The organism is Cellulomonas sp. NPDC058312 (assembly GCF_042880135.1).
GTDB lineage: Bacteria > Actinomycetota > Actinomycetes > Actinomycetales > Cellulomonadaceae > Cellulomonas.
This window is the reverse complement of record NZ_JBHVZE010000003.1, coordinates 43,355-57,504: the sequence shown is the minus strand read 5'-3', so window position 1 is coordinate 57,504 and position 14,150 is coordinate 43,355. Positions and strand designations below refer to the sequence as shown.

The window sequence follows — 14,150 nt, the reverse complement described above, 5'->3', positions numbered from 1 at the left end:
GGTCGGACCGGGTGACCAGCGGGTGATCCGGTGCGCTCGCCGGGACCTTCGTCCCGGGCGGCCGGTACCGTCGACCTCATGGACACGGCCCCGCTGCTGCGCGCGCTCGCCGCGTGGCGGGTGCTGGCGGTGGCGACCACGGTGCTCGCGCTGGGTTCCGGCGCGCACGTGCTGGGCGGCGGGCACGCCCCGAGCCCCGCCGTCGCCGCCCTGCTGGGCGCGCTCGTGCTGCTCGGCGCGGCGGCCCTGGCCCGGCGCCCGCTGTCGGTGCGCGTGCTGCTGCCCGTGGCCCTGCTGGGTCAGCTCGGCGTGCACGTCGCGCTGACGTGGCTGGGGTCGGGTGCCGGGGCCGGGCCGGTCGTCGAGGGCCACCACGGTGCGCTGCCCGCGCTGCCCGCCGGGGTCCTGGTGCCCGGTGGCGCGGTGGACCCGGTCGGCGTGCTCGGCCACGCGCACCCGGGGGCCGGGCCGATGCTCGCCGCCCACGTCGTCGCGATGGTCGCCACCGTGCTGCTGCTGGTCGCGACGGAGCGGGGCGTGCTCGGCCTCGTCCGGCGCTGGTCCACCCTGCTGCCCGCGCTCGCCGGGCCCGCCCCGGTCGTCGGTCCCGGACGTCCCCGCCGGGCCCTCGGCCTGGTCCCGCCGCTGCGCCGGCTGGTCGCCCACCGGGGCGGTGCCGCACGGCGCGGGCCACCGGCCGTGCCGCGCCCCCGCACGGCCGCCGCCTGACCGACGCCCCCCCGGGTGCTCGGACGGCCCCGGTCGTGCCGTCCTGCGCCGCCCCGCGCCGTCCCGCCGTGCCCGTGCCCCTGCCGGGCCGCACGTCGGACACGCCGCGCGGTGCTCCCGCTGCACCCCCGGAGGTACCCCTGTGTCCACGACCCCTGTCCGCCCGCTCGTCCGTCTCGCGACCGGCGCGGTCCTCGCCGGCGCCCTCGCGCTCGGCACCGCCGCGGCGGCGTCCGCGCACGTCCGCGTCGTCCCCGAGACCACGGCCGCCGGCGCGTACGCCCTGCTGACGTTCCGCGTCCCGAACGAGTCCACCACCGCCAGCACCACCGCGGTGGCGGTCGACCTGCCCACCGACCACCCGCTGACCTACGTCGGCGTCGAGCCCGTGCCGGGCTGGACCGCGACCGTCGAGGAGGGCGACCTCCCCGAGCCCGTCGAGGTCGACGGCGCCACGATCACCCGCGCACCGGTGCGGGTGGTGTGGACCGCGGACGACGGCGTCGGCATCGGCGACGGCACGTTCCAGCGGTTCGTCGTCTCCGCCGGGCCGCTGCCCGAGGCCGGCACCGACCTGGTGCTGCCGGCGCACCAGACCTACTCCGACGGCACGGTCGTCGACTGGGACGAGGTCGCGGAGGGCGACGCCGAGCCGGAGAGCCCCGCGCCGGCGTTCACCACGACGGCCGCCGAGCCCGACGCCGCGCACGCGACCGACGAGGCGGCCGATGCCGGGGCCGGGACGCCCGGTGGCACCCCGGAGGCGTCGGACGACGGCGCCCTGCCGGTGGTGCTCGGCGCTGCCGGCCTGGTGGCGGGTCTCGTGGCGCTGGTGCTGGCCGTGCTGGCGTGGCGTCGCGCGGGGGCTGAGCGCCGCTGACCACCCGCTCGTCGCGCACAACACCGCCGCCGGCCCCGGGACGTCCGGGACCGGCGGCGGTGCCGTGCGGTCAGCCCTCGACGGTGCGCTCGACCAGGTAGGACGACCCGTCCGGCCCGACCACGCGGACGAACTCGGTGCGCAGGGCGCGGTCGCGCTCCCGGTCGGCGTCGGCGACCTCGCGGTCGGGGGCGAGGGGGTCGCCGACCTGCGCGGGTCCGAACACGCTGAGCAGCGCCGCCTCGCGCCGGTCGTGCGCCCTGCCGATCCTGGCCATGTCCCGCTCCCGTGGTCGATGAGTGCCCTCATCGTATGCGCACGAACGGATCGTCGGTACCATCGCGGACGTGCCCGATCCCACCGTCCCCGCTGCCGACCCGGCTCGCGACGAGCCCGATGCCGACCCGGCCGCCCTCGACCCGCTCGCGCTCGAGGCGCAGGTCTGCCTCGCGATGTCGGCGGCCTCGCGGGCGCTCGTCGCGTTCTACCGGCCGCTGCTGGAGCCGCTCGGGCTCACGCACCCGCAGTACCTCGCCATGCTCGCGCTCTGGCAGCACGGCGACCTGACCCTCAAGGCCCTCGCCGGCCTGCTGCACCTGGAGCCGGCGACCACCTCGCCGCTGGTCCGGCGCCTGGAGCAGCTCGGCTACGTGGACCGTGCCCGCCGCGGCGACGACGAGCGCGCGCTGGCCATCCGGGTCACCCCCGCGGGTCGCGCGCTGCGTGCCCGGGCGGTCGGCGTGCCCGCGGCGATGCTCGACGGCTTGGCCCTCACCCCCGACCAGGCCGCCACGATCCGCGACGCCGCCGACCTCCTCCTGGCGGCCTGCACGCGCAGCACCGCCTCCTGACGCCGAGGTCGAGGGTTCGTCACCGCGAGGGGCGTTGGAACCCTCGACCTCGCGTGGAACCCTCGACCTCGACCTCGACCTCGGGGAGGGGCCGGGTCAGCGACCGAGCGCGTGCTCGACGACCGTGCACGGGTCGCCGGGGTCGGCGTCGCGGTACTCGCACGCGGCGCGGCGCAGCAGGAGGCCGACGGTGCGGCGGTCGTCGGGGGCGAGGGCGGCGAGCACCACGTCCTCCGCGGCGTCGACGCGGTGCTCCAGGTCCCCGAGCCGGGCCGTCCCGTCGGCCGTCGGGACCACGCGGCGCTGCCGGCGGTCGGCCTCGGCGACCCGGCGCTCGACCAGGCCCGCGGCGACCAGGTCGTCGATCAGGTAGGTCATCACGGTGCGGTCGATGCCGAGGTGCCCGGCGAGCGCGAGCTGGCTGGGCTGGCTGCCGCGCACGACCTCGCGGAGCAGCTGGTACCCGCGGTAGCCGTGCGGCAGGTCGCCGAGCGCCGAGGTGAGCGCCCGCTCGTAGGCCCGCAGCAGCACGCCGAGCGACCAGCCCAGGTCGGAGTCGTGCTGCTCGGTGGTCGCGCTCATGCGCGGAATGCTAACCCCGGACCCGGGGTTGAGCCAATCATCTGCACAACATACGATCGGTGGCACCACCGGTCTTCGCGAGAGGCGCACCATGACGGACTACGGCCACGACCTGCTGTTCGGGTCGTTCATCACGCCGACGCACGCGGCACCGGAGCGTGTCGTCGGGCTCGCCCAGGTGTCCGAGCGGGCCGGGCTCGACCTCGCGACGTTCCAGGACCACCCCTACCAGCCGTCGTTCCTGGACACCTGGACGCTGCTGTCGTGGGTCGCCGCGCGCACCGAGCGCATCCGGCTCGCGCCGAACGTCGCCAACCTGCCGCTGCGACCGCCGGCGGTGCTGGCCCGGGCCGTGGCCAGCCTCGACCTGCTCTCCGGCGGCCGGGTGGAGCTCGGGCTCGGCTCCGGCGCGTTCTGGGACGGCATCGAGGCGATGGGCGGCACCCGCCTCACGCCGGGGCAGGGCGTCGACGCGCTGTCCGAGGGCATCGACGTGATCCGCGCGCTCTGGGACACCACGGACCGCAGCCGCGTGGACGTCCGCGGCCGGCACTGGTCCGCCGTCGGCGCGAAGCGCGGCCCGGCCCCCGCGCACCCGGTCGGCATCTGGGTCGGCGCCTACAAGCCACGGATGCTGCGCCTCACCGGGGCGAAGGCCGACGGGTGGCTGCCCTCGCTGTCGTACCTGTCCGGCCCGGCGGACCTCGACGCGGGCAACGCGCGGATCGACGACGCGGCGCACGCGGCCGGCCGCGCACCCGCCGCCGTCCGCCGCCTGCTCAACGTCGGTGGGCGTCTCGACGCGCGGCGCGGCGACGCGCTGCTGTCCGGGCCGCCGGAGCAGTGGGTCGAGCAGCTGGCCGCCCTCGCGCTCGACCACGGGACCAGCGCGTTCATCGTCAGCGGCGACGACCCGACGCTGCTCGCCGTGGTCGGGCAGGAGATCGCGCCCGCCGTCCGCGAGGTGGTGGCCGCGGAGCGCGCGCGCCGCGGCACGGCACCGGTGGACCCGACGACGGCGGGGGAGTGACCGTGGACCTCGGGCACCCGCTGCAGATCGGCGTCGAGCTCCCCGTCGACGCCGCCGCCCCCGACGCCGGACCGGACCGTGCCGCCGCGGCCGAGGCGCTCGGGCTGGACCTCGTGGTGGTCCCCGGCGACCGCGGCGCCGACGCGCTCGACCCGTGGACCGCTCTCACCTGGGCCGCCGGCAGCACCGACCGGGTCGCGCTCACCACCCGCGGGCTGCGGCTCGCGGGGCCGGCGGCGGTGCTCGGCCGGGCCGTGGCCGGGCTCGACCACCTGACCGACGGCCGCGTGCAGCTGGGGCTGGCCCTCGACGCCGACGACGACGGGGTGGACGCGCTCGCGGAGGGCGTCGCCGTGGTCCGCGGGATGTGGTCCGCGACCGACCCCGGCCCGCTGGTGCTCGACGGCCGGCACCACCGGGCGCTCGGCGCGCAGCGCGGCCCGGCGCCGCGGCACGACCTCGTCCTCTGGCTGGGCGGGGCGGGCGGCGCGGGGGCTGAGGCCGGCGCGGGCACGGGCGCCGGGAGCGACGACGCGCTCGCGCTCGCGGCGCGGGTCGCCGACGGCTGGTGGCTCGCCGCGCCGTCCGCCGACCTCGTGCGGGTGCGGGCCGAGCAGGCGGCGCTGGACGCCGCGCTGGCCGCCGTCGGGCGGGACCCGCGCGAGGTCCGGCGCGGCGTCGTGCTCGACCCGGGGACCGCAATGGTCCCGGGCGCGCTCGTCGAGCTCGTCGTGGCGGCCGGCATCGCCACGCTCGTGCTCGCCGCGGACGCGGGTGACGACGACCTGGCGGCGTTCGTGGCACTGCTCCCGGAGGTGCGCGCGCGGGTCGCCGCGGTCCGGGCGGAGCGCGGGACCGTCGTCGGCACGGTCCGGCCCGCGGCGGTGCTGGCGGCGCGGCGCCCGGGCATCGACTACGCGGGCGTCCCGGCGTCCCTGGTGGGCAGCGCCGTCGAGCCGGGTGACGCGGCGTACGCCTCCGTGCGCTCGACCTACATGCGCGGCGGCCGGCCCGGTCTGGTGCTGCGGCCGTCCAGCACCGCCGAGGTCGTCGAGGCGCTGGCCTTCGCCCGGGCGCAGGACGTCCCGCTCGCGGTCCGCAGCGGCGGCCACGGCATCAGCGGCCGGTCCACGAACGACGGCGGGATCGTCATCGACCTGGGGCGGATGGCCGCCGTCGAGGTGCTGGACGTCGCCACCCGCCGGGTCCGGGTCGAGCCCGGCGCGCGCTGGGGCGACGTGGCGCAGGCGCTGCACCCGTACGGGTGGGCGATCACCTCCGGCGACTCCGGGGGTGTGGGGGTCGGCGGGCTCGCGACGGCCGGGGGCATCGGCTTCCTGGTGCGGCAGCACGGTCTGACCATCGACCACCTGCGCGCGGCCGAGGTCGTGCTCGCGGACGGCACCGTGCTGCGCGCGTCGGCGGACGAGAACCCGGACCTGTTCTGGGGCGTGCGCGGCGCCGGGGCCAACCTCGGGATCGTCACGTCCTTCGAGCTCGAGGCCGACGAGGTCGGCGACGTCGGCTTCGCGCAGCTCGTGTTCGACGCGTCCGACACCGCGCAGTTCCTCGAGGACTGGGGCGCGACCGTCGAGGCCGCACCGCGGGACACCACGGCGTTCCTCATCATGGGTCCGCCGCGCGGCGGGGCGGTCACCGCCCACGTGATGGCGATGGTCGACTCCGACGACCCGGACACGATCATCGACCGCCTGCAGCCGTTCGCGCGGATCGCGCCGCTGGTCCAGCAGCAGGTCCAGGTGCTGCCGTACCCGGCGGTCGTGCAGGCGCCCGCGGTGCAGCACACCTCGGACGGTGAGCCCGTGACCCGGACGGCGATGGCCGAGCACCTCACCCCGGCGCTCGCGGCCGACCTCGCCCGGCTGGTCCGCAGCGGCGTCACGCCGTTCTTCCAGATCCGGGCCGCCGGGGGAGCGGTGCACGACGTGCCCGCGGGCGCCACGGCCTACGCCCACCGGTCCGCGCACTTCAGTCTGCTGGCGATGGGCAGCAGCCGGCGGCGGCTGGACGCCGTGTGGGACGCGATGGCCGAGCACTTCGACGGGCTCTACGTGTCCTTCGAGACCGACCGCCGGCCGGAGCGGGTCGCCGACGCGTACCCCGGCGCGACCCTGGAGCGGCTGCGCGGGCTGAAGCGGCGGTACGACCCGCAGGACGTGTTCCGGCACAACTTCTCCGTGGCGGAGCCGCCCGCCGTCGTCGGCTGACCTCCCCCGCCAGGGGGACGGTCGTCCGTCTGGAGGACGACGCCGTACCCCCTGGGCGGTACCGGAAGATACGACGCCCGGCCGATCCGCTGCGGGGGTCGGGTCGAGCAGGATGGAACCTGTCAGCGGATGAGGGTCGGACACCGGCCCGGGAACAGCCAGGAGCAGCAGATGTCGTCGCAGGTGCTGATCGTCGTCGCCGGCCTCACGGCCGTGATCGTCGTCGTGGGCCTGGGCGACCTGGTGCAGCGGTTCCTCCAGACGCGCGGACGCGTTCCCCGCTGACCTGACGGCGCACCGGCGCCCGTGCCTGGAGGGGACACGGGCGTCGGTGGGGCCGGTCCTGCGTCGCGGGTGTCAGCCCGCGCCGTGCGCCTCGGTGCACAGGATCCCGGCGACGTCGGACGACGCCTGCGCCACCACGGTCCGGGCGGCGTCGCCGAGCGCGGCGAACCCGGCCGGGCCGAGCGCGTCCACCACCAGCCGACGCACCTCGCGGACGTGCCCGGGCGCGGCGGTGCGCAGCCGGTCCCACCCGTCCGGCGTCAGGTGCGCGCCCGTGCGCTTGCCCGCCTCCGTGCACTCGGCCCGCGCGACCCAGCCGGACCGCTCCAGCCGGGCCACGGCGTGGGACAGCCGGGACGGCGAGCCCTGCGTCATGCGCGCGAGGTCCGACATCGGCAGCGCGCCCTGGTCGTGCTCGGACAGCGCGACGAGCACCTGGTACTCGTACAGGTTCATCCCGGCGTCCCGCTTGAGCTGGGCGTCGAGGGCGGCGGGGAGCGTCCCGAGCAGGCCGACGAGCGCCTTCCAGTCCTCGATCTGCGCGGCGTCGAGCCACGGCACGGGGACCTGCGGGGGCGCGTCCATGAGCTCAGCCTACCGGTGTTGAATGTTCAACACGCGTCCTCTATCGTCCGTATTGAACATTCAACACCCGACTTCGCTGGAGGACTTCCCATGACCGTGCTGCGCGTCGACGCCACCATCCAGGGCGACCGGTCCGCGAGCGCCGCGCTCGCCGACCTCGTCACCGCCGAGCTCACCGCCGCCCGCCCGGGGGAGACCGTCGTGCACCGGCACCTCGGCGCCGACCCGCTGCCCGCCGACGCCTGGGCGACCGCCGTGGGCGCGGGCTTCGTCCCTGAGGCCGACCGCAGCCCCGCGCAGGTCGAGGCGCTGGCCCTGGCCGGGCGCGTCGCCGACGAGCTGCGCACCGCCGACGCCGCCGTCCTGGCCCTGCCCCTGTACAACTGGGGCGTCTCCCAGCACGTGAAGACCTGGATCGACCTGGTCGTCGCCGGCGGCACCCCCGGCGAGCCCGTGCTCGCGGGCAAGCCGGTCGTCCTCATCACCACCCGCGGCGGCTCGTACGCCCCCGGCACCCCCAAGGAGGGCTGGGACCACGGCATCGGCTACCTGCGCCGCATCGTCGGCGACGTCTGGCAGGCCGACCTCACGGTCATCGAGCGGGAGCTGACGCTCGTCGGCGTCAACCCGGCCCTGGACGCGTTCGCCGAGCCGGCCGCGCTGATGAAGAAGGAGGCCGAGGAGGCCGCCGCCGCTGCCGGTCGGGCCCTCGCGAGCCGCTGACCGGTCCGTCGGCCGGCGGTCAACGGGCGTAGAAGACGGTGCTGGCGAGCAGCAGCACGAGCGCGACGCCCAGGCCGCCGGCCACCCGGGCCGATGCCCGTCGGTCGCGGGCCGAGCGGTCGAACCGCGCGAGCGTGTCGGACGCCGCGAACGCGGCCAGCAGCGACAGGGCGGCCGCCCCGAGCGGCCACCAGGACCCCCGGTCGACGGCCACGACCACGGCGAGGACCGCCAGCGCGCCGGCGACCGGGGCGACCGCGCGGGCCCGCCAGCCCCACGCACCAGAGGCGTCCGCGCACCGGCGCAGCCCGCGCGGGTCGGCCGGGTCCACGTGGGCCTCGCCCGGGGCGAGGGGCTCGACGCGGGTGACCAGGCCAGGCACCGCGGGAGGGCGTCGACGGGGCACGCGCCGACGCTACCCGACGGCCGGGCGGCGCTGGTCGACAGCCGTCGGCCCGGTCGTCGTCGCCGCGCGGTCGCCCCGCGTTCACCGGGCCCGCGCAGACTCGCGTCCACCGCCACGACGAGGAGGACGACCATGCAGACGGTGCGCGACGTGGGCACGCGGTACACGGGGGTGCAGGTCGACGCCCCGACCTACCTCGTCGAGTTCGCCGCCGGACGCGGCGCCCCCGCCGAGCGGTGGCGGCTGGTCGACGTGGACGACGCGCTCGAGGTGTTCGAGTGGGTCGCCCGCCACCAGCGCGGGCGGAGCGCCTCGGTGGGCGTCGAGCTGTCCGACGCGCTCGGGTCGACCCTGGTGCGGCTCACGCCGTCGCACGGGCTGCGGAACGTCGCGGGCTGGTAGCGGCAGACGCCCTCGCGGAGGACGACGAAGGCCCGGCACCTCGTGGGTGCCGGGCCTTCGTGCGTACGTGCCCTCGATAGGATTCGAACCTACGACCTTCTGCTCCGGAGGCAGACGCTCTATCCACTGAGCTACGAGGGCGGACCGCACCGCTCGACCGTGACCGATCGGCGCGAGGCACGAGACTACCAGCCCTTCAGTCCTCCCCGAGCAGCCCGGACAGGTACGACGTCGTCTCCTCGACCGCGCGGCGGTCGTCGCCGGCGACGATGGCCTCCACGAGCGCGTCGTGGTTGTCGCCGTCCTGCAGGATCTGCGCGAAGTTGAACCGGATGTTGTCGGTGATCGCGCCGACCAGGTTCTCGTACATCGACAGCAGCACGGGGTTGCGGGCGGCGCGGGCGATGGCGCGGTGCAGCGCCAGGTCGGCGGCGACCATCCGGTCCAGCGCCCCGGAGCGGTACGCCTCGGCGCGCTCGTCGCGCAGCGTCGTGATCGTCGCCACGTCGCTCGTGGTGCGGCGCCGGGCGGCGAGCCGGGCGGCCTCGACCTCCAGGCTGCGTCGGACCTCGATGACGTCGCGCTGCCGGGCGTCGGCGATCTGCCGGCCCATGCTCACCGCGAGCTCGGACGCGGACAGCACGTAGGTGCCGGAGCCCTGCCGCCGCTCGACCAGACCCGCGTGCACCAGGGACTGCACGGCCTCGCGCACGGTGTTGCGGCCGACGCCGAGCAGCTCGACCAGCCGGGGCTCCGGCGGGATGCGGGTGCCGACGGGCCACTCCCCGGACGTGATGCGCGTGCGGAGCTGCGCCACCGTCGCGTCGATGAGGCCGGTGCGTCGCGTCATGCGGAGTAGTCTCCCTGGTCAGTTGTGCCGCGATTCAACACGAACCCGGCACCCGTCCGCCAGCGCCCACCGCCGCGCGCCCTCGCCACCCCCGTCCCCGAGGTCGCATGTCGTCTGCATCCCCGTCCGCCGCCCTGCCCGCACCGTGGCGGGGCCGCCGCGTCGTCCTGCTCGGGGTGGTGCTGGTCGCGCTGAACCTGCGGATCGCGGTCGCGTCGGTGTCGCCGATCCTCGACCTGGTGCGGGCGGACGTGGCGCTGTCCGCGACCGAGGCCGGGCTGCTGGGGACCATCCCGGTCGTCTCGTTCGCGGTGTTCGGGTCGCTGACGCCGGTGCTCGCGCGGCGGGTGGGCCTGGAGCCGCTGCTGATCGCGGCGATGCTGCTGTCCGTCACGGGCGAGATCGTGCGCTCCGGCACGTCGACCGCCGTGGGGTTCCTCGGCTGGTCGGTGATCGCGCTGGCCGGGATGGGCATGGGCAACGTGCTGCTGCCGCCGGTGGTGAAGCGGTACTTCCCGGACCGGATCGGCGTGGTCACGTCGATCTACTCGGTGACGATGTCGTTCAGCACCGCGCTGCCCGCCCTGCTCGCCGTCCCGGTCGCCGAGCGGCTGGGGTGGCGGACGTCGCTGTCGATCTGGGCCGTCGTCGGCGTCCTGGCGGCGGCGCCGTGGCTGGTCGTCGTCGTGCGGTCCGCGGCGGCGCGCACGCAGCTGTCCGGCCTGCTGCGGAGGGCGCCGGCGACCACGCCCGCGCTGACGTCCCGGCACCGCGCCGGCGGCCGGGTGTGGCGCAGCCCGCTGGCGTGGGGGATGGCGGTGACCTTCGCGATGAACTCGCTCGACTCGTACGCGATGTTCGCGTGGCTGCCGCAGATCCTCATCGACGGCGGCACGTCGGCGCACGACGCCGGGATCTGGCTGTCGGTGTTCGCGATCCTCGGGCTGCCGCCCGCGCTGGTGGCGCCGATCGCGGCGGCCCGGATGCGCAACCCGATCGGGCTCGTCGTGTTCTTCGTCGCGTGCTTCGCGGCGTCCTACGTCGGTCTGCTGCTCGCCCCGGGCGGCCCTGTGTGGCTGTGGATCCTGCTCGGCGGGTTCGGGCCCGGCGCGTTCCCCGTGCTGCTCGCCCTCATCAACCTGCGCACCCGCACCGCGGCCGGCGCGGCCTCGCTGTCCGGGTTCACGCAGGGCGTCGGGTACGCGATCGCCGGCACCGGCCCGCTGCTGATCGGCGTCCTGTACGACGCGACCGGCGGCTGGACCGCGGCCCTGCTGTTCCTGCTCGGCACGCTCGTGGTGCTCCTGGGCGCGGCGACCGTGGCCTGCCGGCCGGTGATGCTCGAGGACACCTGGGGTCCGCGGGCCCCGCGCGAGGTCTGAGGCACGGGCGCGGTCTCGCTACGCTTGTCCGGTGACCCCCGCTGAGCTCTCCGAGTCCCTGCGCGCCGCCCTCGCGGGCGCCGTCGCCGACGGGACCTTCGCCCTGGACGCCGCCGACCTGCCCGCCACCGTGCACGTGGAGCGACCCCGGCAGCGCGAGCACGGCGACTGGGCCACCAACGTCGCGCTGCAGCTCGCCAAGAAGGCCGGCACCAGCCCGCGGGCCTTCGCCGAGGAGCTCGCGCGCCGTCTCGCCGACGCCCCGGGCGTCGCGAAGGTCGACGTCGCCGGCCCCGGGTTCCTCAACATCACGCTCGACGCGGCCGCCGCGGGCGAGCTCGCGCGCTCCGTCGTCGAGGCCGGCGCCACGTACGGCCACGGCACGTCGCTCGCGGGTCAGAGCATCAACCTCGAGTTCGTGTCCGCGAACCCCACCGGCCCGATCCACATCGGCGGCGTCCGCTGGGCCGCGGTCGGCGACAGCCTCGCGCGCGTGCTCGAGGCGTCCGGCGCCCGGGTCGGCCGCGAGTACTACTTCAACGACCACGGCGCGCAGATCGACCGGTTCGCCCGCTCCCTGCTCGCCCGCGCGAAGGGCGAGGAGGCGCCGGAGGACGGCTACGGCGGCCAGTACATCGCCGACATCGCCGACGCCGTGATCGAGCAGGCCGTCGCCGCCGGCGAGCCCGACCCCCGCACGCTGCCCGATGCCGAGGCGCAGGAGGCGTTCCGCGCCCGCGGCGTCGAGCTGATGTTCGGCGAGATCAAGCAGGCGCTGCACGAGTTCGGCGTCGACTTCGACGTCTACTTCCACGAGGACACGCTGCACGAGACCGGTGCCGTCGACCGCGCGGTCGCCCGCCTGCGCGAGAACGGGCACATCTTCGAGGCCGACGGCGCGACCTGGCTGCGGACCACCGACTTCGGCGACGACAAGGACCGCGTCATCGTCAAGTCCGACGGCGAGGCCGCGTACATCGCGGGCGACCTGGCCTACTACCTGGACAAGCGCGAGCGCGGGTTCGACCGCGTCATCATCATGCTCGGCGCCGACCACCACGGGTACATCGGCCGGATGATGGCGATGTGCGCCGCGTTCGGCGACACCCCGGGCGTCAACCTCGAGATCCTGATCGGCCAGATGGTCAACCTGGTCCGCGACGGCCAGCCGATGCGGATGAGCAAGCGCGCGGGCACGGTCGTCACCCTCGAGGACCTGGTGGACGCCGTGGGCGTCGACGCCGCGCGGTACGCCCTGGCGCGGTCCTCGGCGGACTCGTCCATCGACCTGGACCTCGACCTGCTGGCCAGCGCCACCAACGAGAACCCGGTCCACTACGTGCAGTACGCGCACGCCCGGACCTGCTCGGTCGCGCGCAACGCCGCCGAGGCCGGGGTGCGCCGCGAGGACGGGTTCGACGCGTCGCTGCTCGACCACCCGACCGAGGCCGCGCTGCTCGGGCAGATCGCCGAGCTGCCGCGGATCGTGGCCCAGGCCGCGGAGCTGCGCGAGCCGCACCGCGTCGCCCGGTACCTCGAGGAGCTCGCCGGTGCCTACCAGAAGTGGTACGAGCAGCGCCGCGTCATGCCGTTCGGCGACGAGGAGGTCTCGGACGTGCACCGCACGCGCCTGTGGCTGAACGACGCCACCCGGCAGGTGCTCGCCAACGGTCTCGCGATGCTCGGGGTCAGCGCGCCGGAGCGGAAGTGACCGTCGCCTCGCCGCTCGGGAGCCCGTGGCCCGCGCACGCGGTCCGGGGCGCCGACGGGGCCGTGCGGGTCGCGGGCGTGGACGTCCGCGACCTCGCCTCGGCGCAGGGGACCCCGGCCTACGTGCTGGACGAGGCCGACTTCCGGGCACGGGCGCGCGCCTGGCGCACCGCGCTGGCGGGCGCCTTCGCGGGGATCGGGGCCGAGACCGACGTCTACTACGCCGGCAAGGCGTTCCTGTCCGTCGCGGTCGCCCGCTGGGCGCACGAGGAGGGGCTGCGCGTCGACACGGCCACCGGCGGGGAGCTCGCCGTCGCGCTGCGCGCCGGGGTCCCCGGCGCCGACATCGGCCTGCACGGCAACAACAAGTCCGACGCCGAGATCGCCCGCGCGCTCGACGCCGGAGTCGGGCGGCTGATCGTCGACTCGCTCGGCGAGGTCGACCGCGTCGTCGCGGCCGTCCGTGCCCGCGGGGACGGCGCGCCCCCCGCACCCGTGATGGTCCGCGTGACCACGGGCGTGCACGCCGGCGGCCACGAGTACATCTCCACGGCGCACGAGGACCAGAAGTTCGGCCTGTCCGTCGCCGCACCGGCCACCGGCGGCGACAGCCCCGCGATGACCGCGCTCACGGCCGTGCTCGACCACCCCGAGCTGCGCCTGCTCGGCATCCACTCGCACATCGGGTCGCAGATCCTCGACCCCGCCGGGTTCGCCGTCGCCGCCCGCAGCGTCCTCGGCCTGCGCGCCGACCTCGCCGCGCGCACCGGGTACCTCGTGCCCGAGGTCGACCTGGGCGGCGGCTTCGGCATCGCGTACCTGCCGGGGGAGGTGCCGCTCGACCCCGAGCGCGTCGCGAAGGACCTCGCAGCGGCCGTCGACGAGGCGTGCGCGACGCTCGGCACGCCCGTGCCGCGGCTGTCGTTCGAGCCCGGCCGCGCGGTCGTCGGCCCGACCACGCTGACGCTCTACACCGTCGGCACCGTCAAGCCGGTCACCACCGAGGACGGCCGGACCCGGCTGTACGTCGCGGTGGACGGCGGCATGAGCGACAACATCCGGCCCGCGCTCTACGGCGCGCACTACCACGCGGCCCTCGTCGGCCGACCGGGCGCGGGGCGGACCGTGCTCGCCCGGGTGGTCGGCAAGCACTGCGAGAGCGGCGACATCGTCGTGCACGAGGTGCAGCTGCCCGCCGACGTCGCGCCCGGCGACCTGCTGGCCGTCGCGGCGACCGGCGCCTACGGGCGGTCGATGGCCTCGACCTACAACCACGTGCCGCGCCCGCCGGTCGTGGCCGTGCGCGACGGGTCGACGCGCGTGCTGGTGCGCCGCGAGACCGAGGACGACCTGCTGGCGCTCGACCTCGGCTGACGCGGCGCGCGACGACGTCCGACCGACGCAGCCCCCGGGTGGATCCACCCGGGGGCTGCGTCGTCCCCAGGCGCAGAAGTGGGGGTTCCCGTCGGCGACCAGCGCCGACAGCATGTGCTCTCACGGCGCGGAC

At 76.3% G+C, this 14,150-nt stretch carries 16 protein-coding genes and 1 tRNA gene; 11 read left to right on the top strand and 6 right to left on the bottom strand.

Annotated elements, in window-relative coordinates; translation table 11 throughout:
* Nucleotides 1–78 precede the first annotated feature (78 nt).
* The gene (locus ACFVXN_RS09195) at nt 79–729 is read left to right on the top strand and encodes a hypothetical protein (protein WP_389230711.1); all 651 of its coding nucleotides are present in this window, start codon (nt 79–81) and stop codon (nt 727–729) included.
* A 142-nt stretch (nt 730–871) separates the two neighbouring features.
* A complete protein-coding gene (locus tag ACFVXN_RS09190; RefSeq protein ID WP_389230708.1) occupies nt 872–1,609 on the top strand; it encodes a YcnI family protein in 738 nt (245 codons plus the stop codon).
* A 70-nt stretch (nt 1,610–1,679) separates the two neighbouring features.
* Here ACFVXN_RS09190 and ACFVXN_RS09185 read toward each other — a convergent pair whose 3' ends face one another.
* The gene (locus ACFVXN_RS09185) at nt 1,680–1,886 is read right to left on the bottom strand and encodes a hypothetical protein (RefSeq protein ID WP_389230705.1); all 207 of its coding nucleotides are present in this window, start codon (nt 1,884–1,886) and stop codon (nt 1,680–1,682) included.
* A 70-nt stretch (nt 1,887–1,956) separates the two neighbouring features.
* Between ACFVXN_RS09185 and ACFVXN_RS09180 the strand changes: the two genes are divergently transcribed.
* The gene (locus ACFVXN_RS09180; protein ID WP_389230702.1) at nt 1,957–2,460 is read left to right on the top strand and encodes a MarR family winged helix-turn-helix transcriptional regulator; all 504 of its coding nucleotides are present in this window, start codon (nt 1,957–1,959) and stop codon (nt 2,458–2,460) included.
* A gap of 96 nt (nt 2,461–2,556) precedes the next feature.
* Here ACFVXN_RS09180 and ACFVXN_RS09175 read toward each other — a convergent pair whose 3' ends face one another.
* Complete coding sequence (locus ACFVXN_RS09175) at nt 2,557–3,042, bottom strand: MarR family winged helix-turn-helix transcriptional regulator (RefSeq protein ID WP_389230699.1); 486 nt, start codon at nt 3,040–3,042, stop codon at nt 2,557–2,559.
* A gap of 91 nt (nt 3,043–3,133) precedes the next feature.
* Here ACFVXN_RS09175 and ACFVXN_RS09170 point away from each other — a divergent pair, with 91 nt between their 5' ends.
* The 3 genes from ACFVXN_RS09170 to ACFVXN_RS09160 all read left to right on the top strand — a co-directional run bounded on the left by ACFVXN_RS09170 (nt 3,134) and on the right by ACFVXN_RS09160 (nt 6,585).
* Nucleotides 3,134–4,072: an LLM class flavin-dependent oxidoreductase gene (locus ACFVXN_RS09170; RefSeq protein ID WP_389230696.1), complete on the top strand. Its 939-nt coding sequence runs from the start codon at nt 3,134–3,136 to the stop codon at nt 4,070–4,072.
* Between the two features lie 2 nt (nt 4,073–4,074).
* Nucleotides 4,075–6,300: an LLM class flavin-dependent oxidoreductase gene (locus ACFVXN_RS09165; protein WP_389230693.1), complete on the top strand. Its 2,226-nt coding sequence runs from the start codon at nt 4,075–4,077 to the stop codon at nt 6,298–6,300.
* A 129-nt stretch (nt 6,301–6,429) separates the two neighbouring features.
* A complete protein-coding gene (locus ACFVXN_RS09160; protein WP_389230690.1) occupies nt 6,430–6,585 on the top strand; it encodes a hypothetical protein in 156 nt (51 codons plus the stop codon).
* A gap of 72 nt (nt 6,586–6,657) precedes the next feature.
* Here ACFVXN_RS09160 and ACFVXN_RS09155 read toward each other — a convergent pair whose 3' ends face one another.
* A complete protein-coding gene (locus ACFVXN_RS09155; protein ID WP_389230687.1) occupies nt 6,658–7,170 on the bottom strand; it encodes a MarR family winged helix-turn-helix transcriptional regulator in 513 nt (170 codons plus the stop codon).
* A gap of 90 nt (nt 7,171–7,260) precedes the next feature.
* On the opposite strand from ACFVXN_RS09155, the gene ACFVXN_RS09150 reads away from it, so the two are divergent.
* Nucleotides 7,261–7,893, top strand: coding sequence for an FMN-dependent NADH-azoreductase (locus ACFVXN_RS09150; protein WP_389230684.1), 633 nt, complete (start codon nt 7,261–7,263; stop codon nt 7,891–7,893).
* Nucleotides 7,894–7,912: 19 nt separating this feature from the next.
* Here ACFVXN_RS09150 and ACFVXN_RS09145 read toward each other — a convergent pair whose 3' ends face one another.
* Entirely contained in the window at nt 7,913–8,299 is a 387-nt protein-coding gene (locus ACFVXN_RS09145; RefSeq protein ID WP_389230681.1) for a hypothetical protein, read from the bottom strand.
* Nucleotides 8,300–8,431: 132 nt separating this feature from the next.
* On the opposite strand from ACFVXN_RS09145, the gene ACFVXN_RS09140 reads away from it, so the two are divergent.
* Nucleotides 8,432–8,701: a hypothetical protein gene (locus ACFVXN_RS09140; protein WP_389230678.1), complete on the top strand. Its 270-nt coding sequence runs from the start codon at nt 8,432–8,434 to the stop codon at nt 8,699–8,701.
* Between the two features lie 68 nt (nt 8,702–8,769).
* Here the strand turns inward: ACFVXN_RS09140 and ACFVXN_RS09135 are convergent.
* Nucleotides 8,770–8,842, bottom strand: a tRNA-Arg gene (locus ACFVXN_RS09135).
* A gap of 55 nt (nt 8,843–8,897) precedes the next feature.
* A complete protein-coding gene (locus ACFVXN_RS09130) occupies nt 8,898–9,551 on the bottom strand; it encodes a FadR/GntR family transcriptional regulator (protein ID WP_389230675.1) in 654 nt (217 codons plus the stop codon).
* A gap of 107 nt (nt 9,552–9,658) precedes the next feature.
* Here ACFVXN_RS09130 and ACFVXN_RS09125 point away from each other — a divergent pair, with 107 nt between their 5' ends.
* From ACFVXN_RS09125 to lysA, 3 genes are read left to right on the top strand one after another with little or no spacing between them, the layout of a single operon-like run.
* Nucleotides 9,659–10,933: an MFS transporter gene (locus ACFVXN_RS09125; protein ID WP_389230672.1), complete on the top strand. Its 1,275-nt coding sequence runs from the start codon at nt 9,659–9,661 to the stop codon at nt 10,931–10,933.
* 31 nt (nt 10,934–10,964) lie between these two features.
* Nucleotides 10,965–12,644 carry an arginine--tRNA ligase gene (gene argS, locus ACFVXN_RS09120; protein WP_389230669.1) on the top strand — a complete coding sequence of 560 codons (1,680 nt, stop codon included), beginning with the start codon at nt 10,965–10,967 and terminating at the stop codon, nt 12,642–12,644.
* Complete coding sequence (gene lysA, locus ACFVXN_RS09115; protein WP_389230665.1) at nt 12,641–14,017, top strand: diaminopimelate decarboxylase; 1,377 nt, start codon at nt 12,641–12,643, stop codon at nt 14,015–14,017. Before argS ends, lysA begins: the two co-directional genes overlap by 4 nt.
* Nucleotides 14,018–14,150 lie beyond the last annotated feature (133 nt).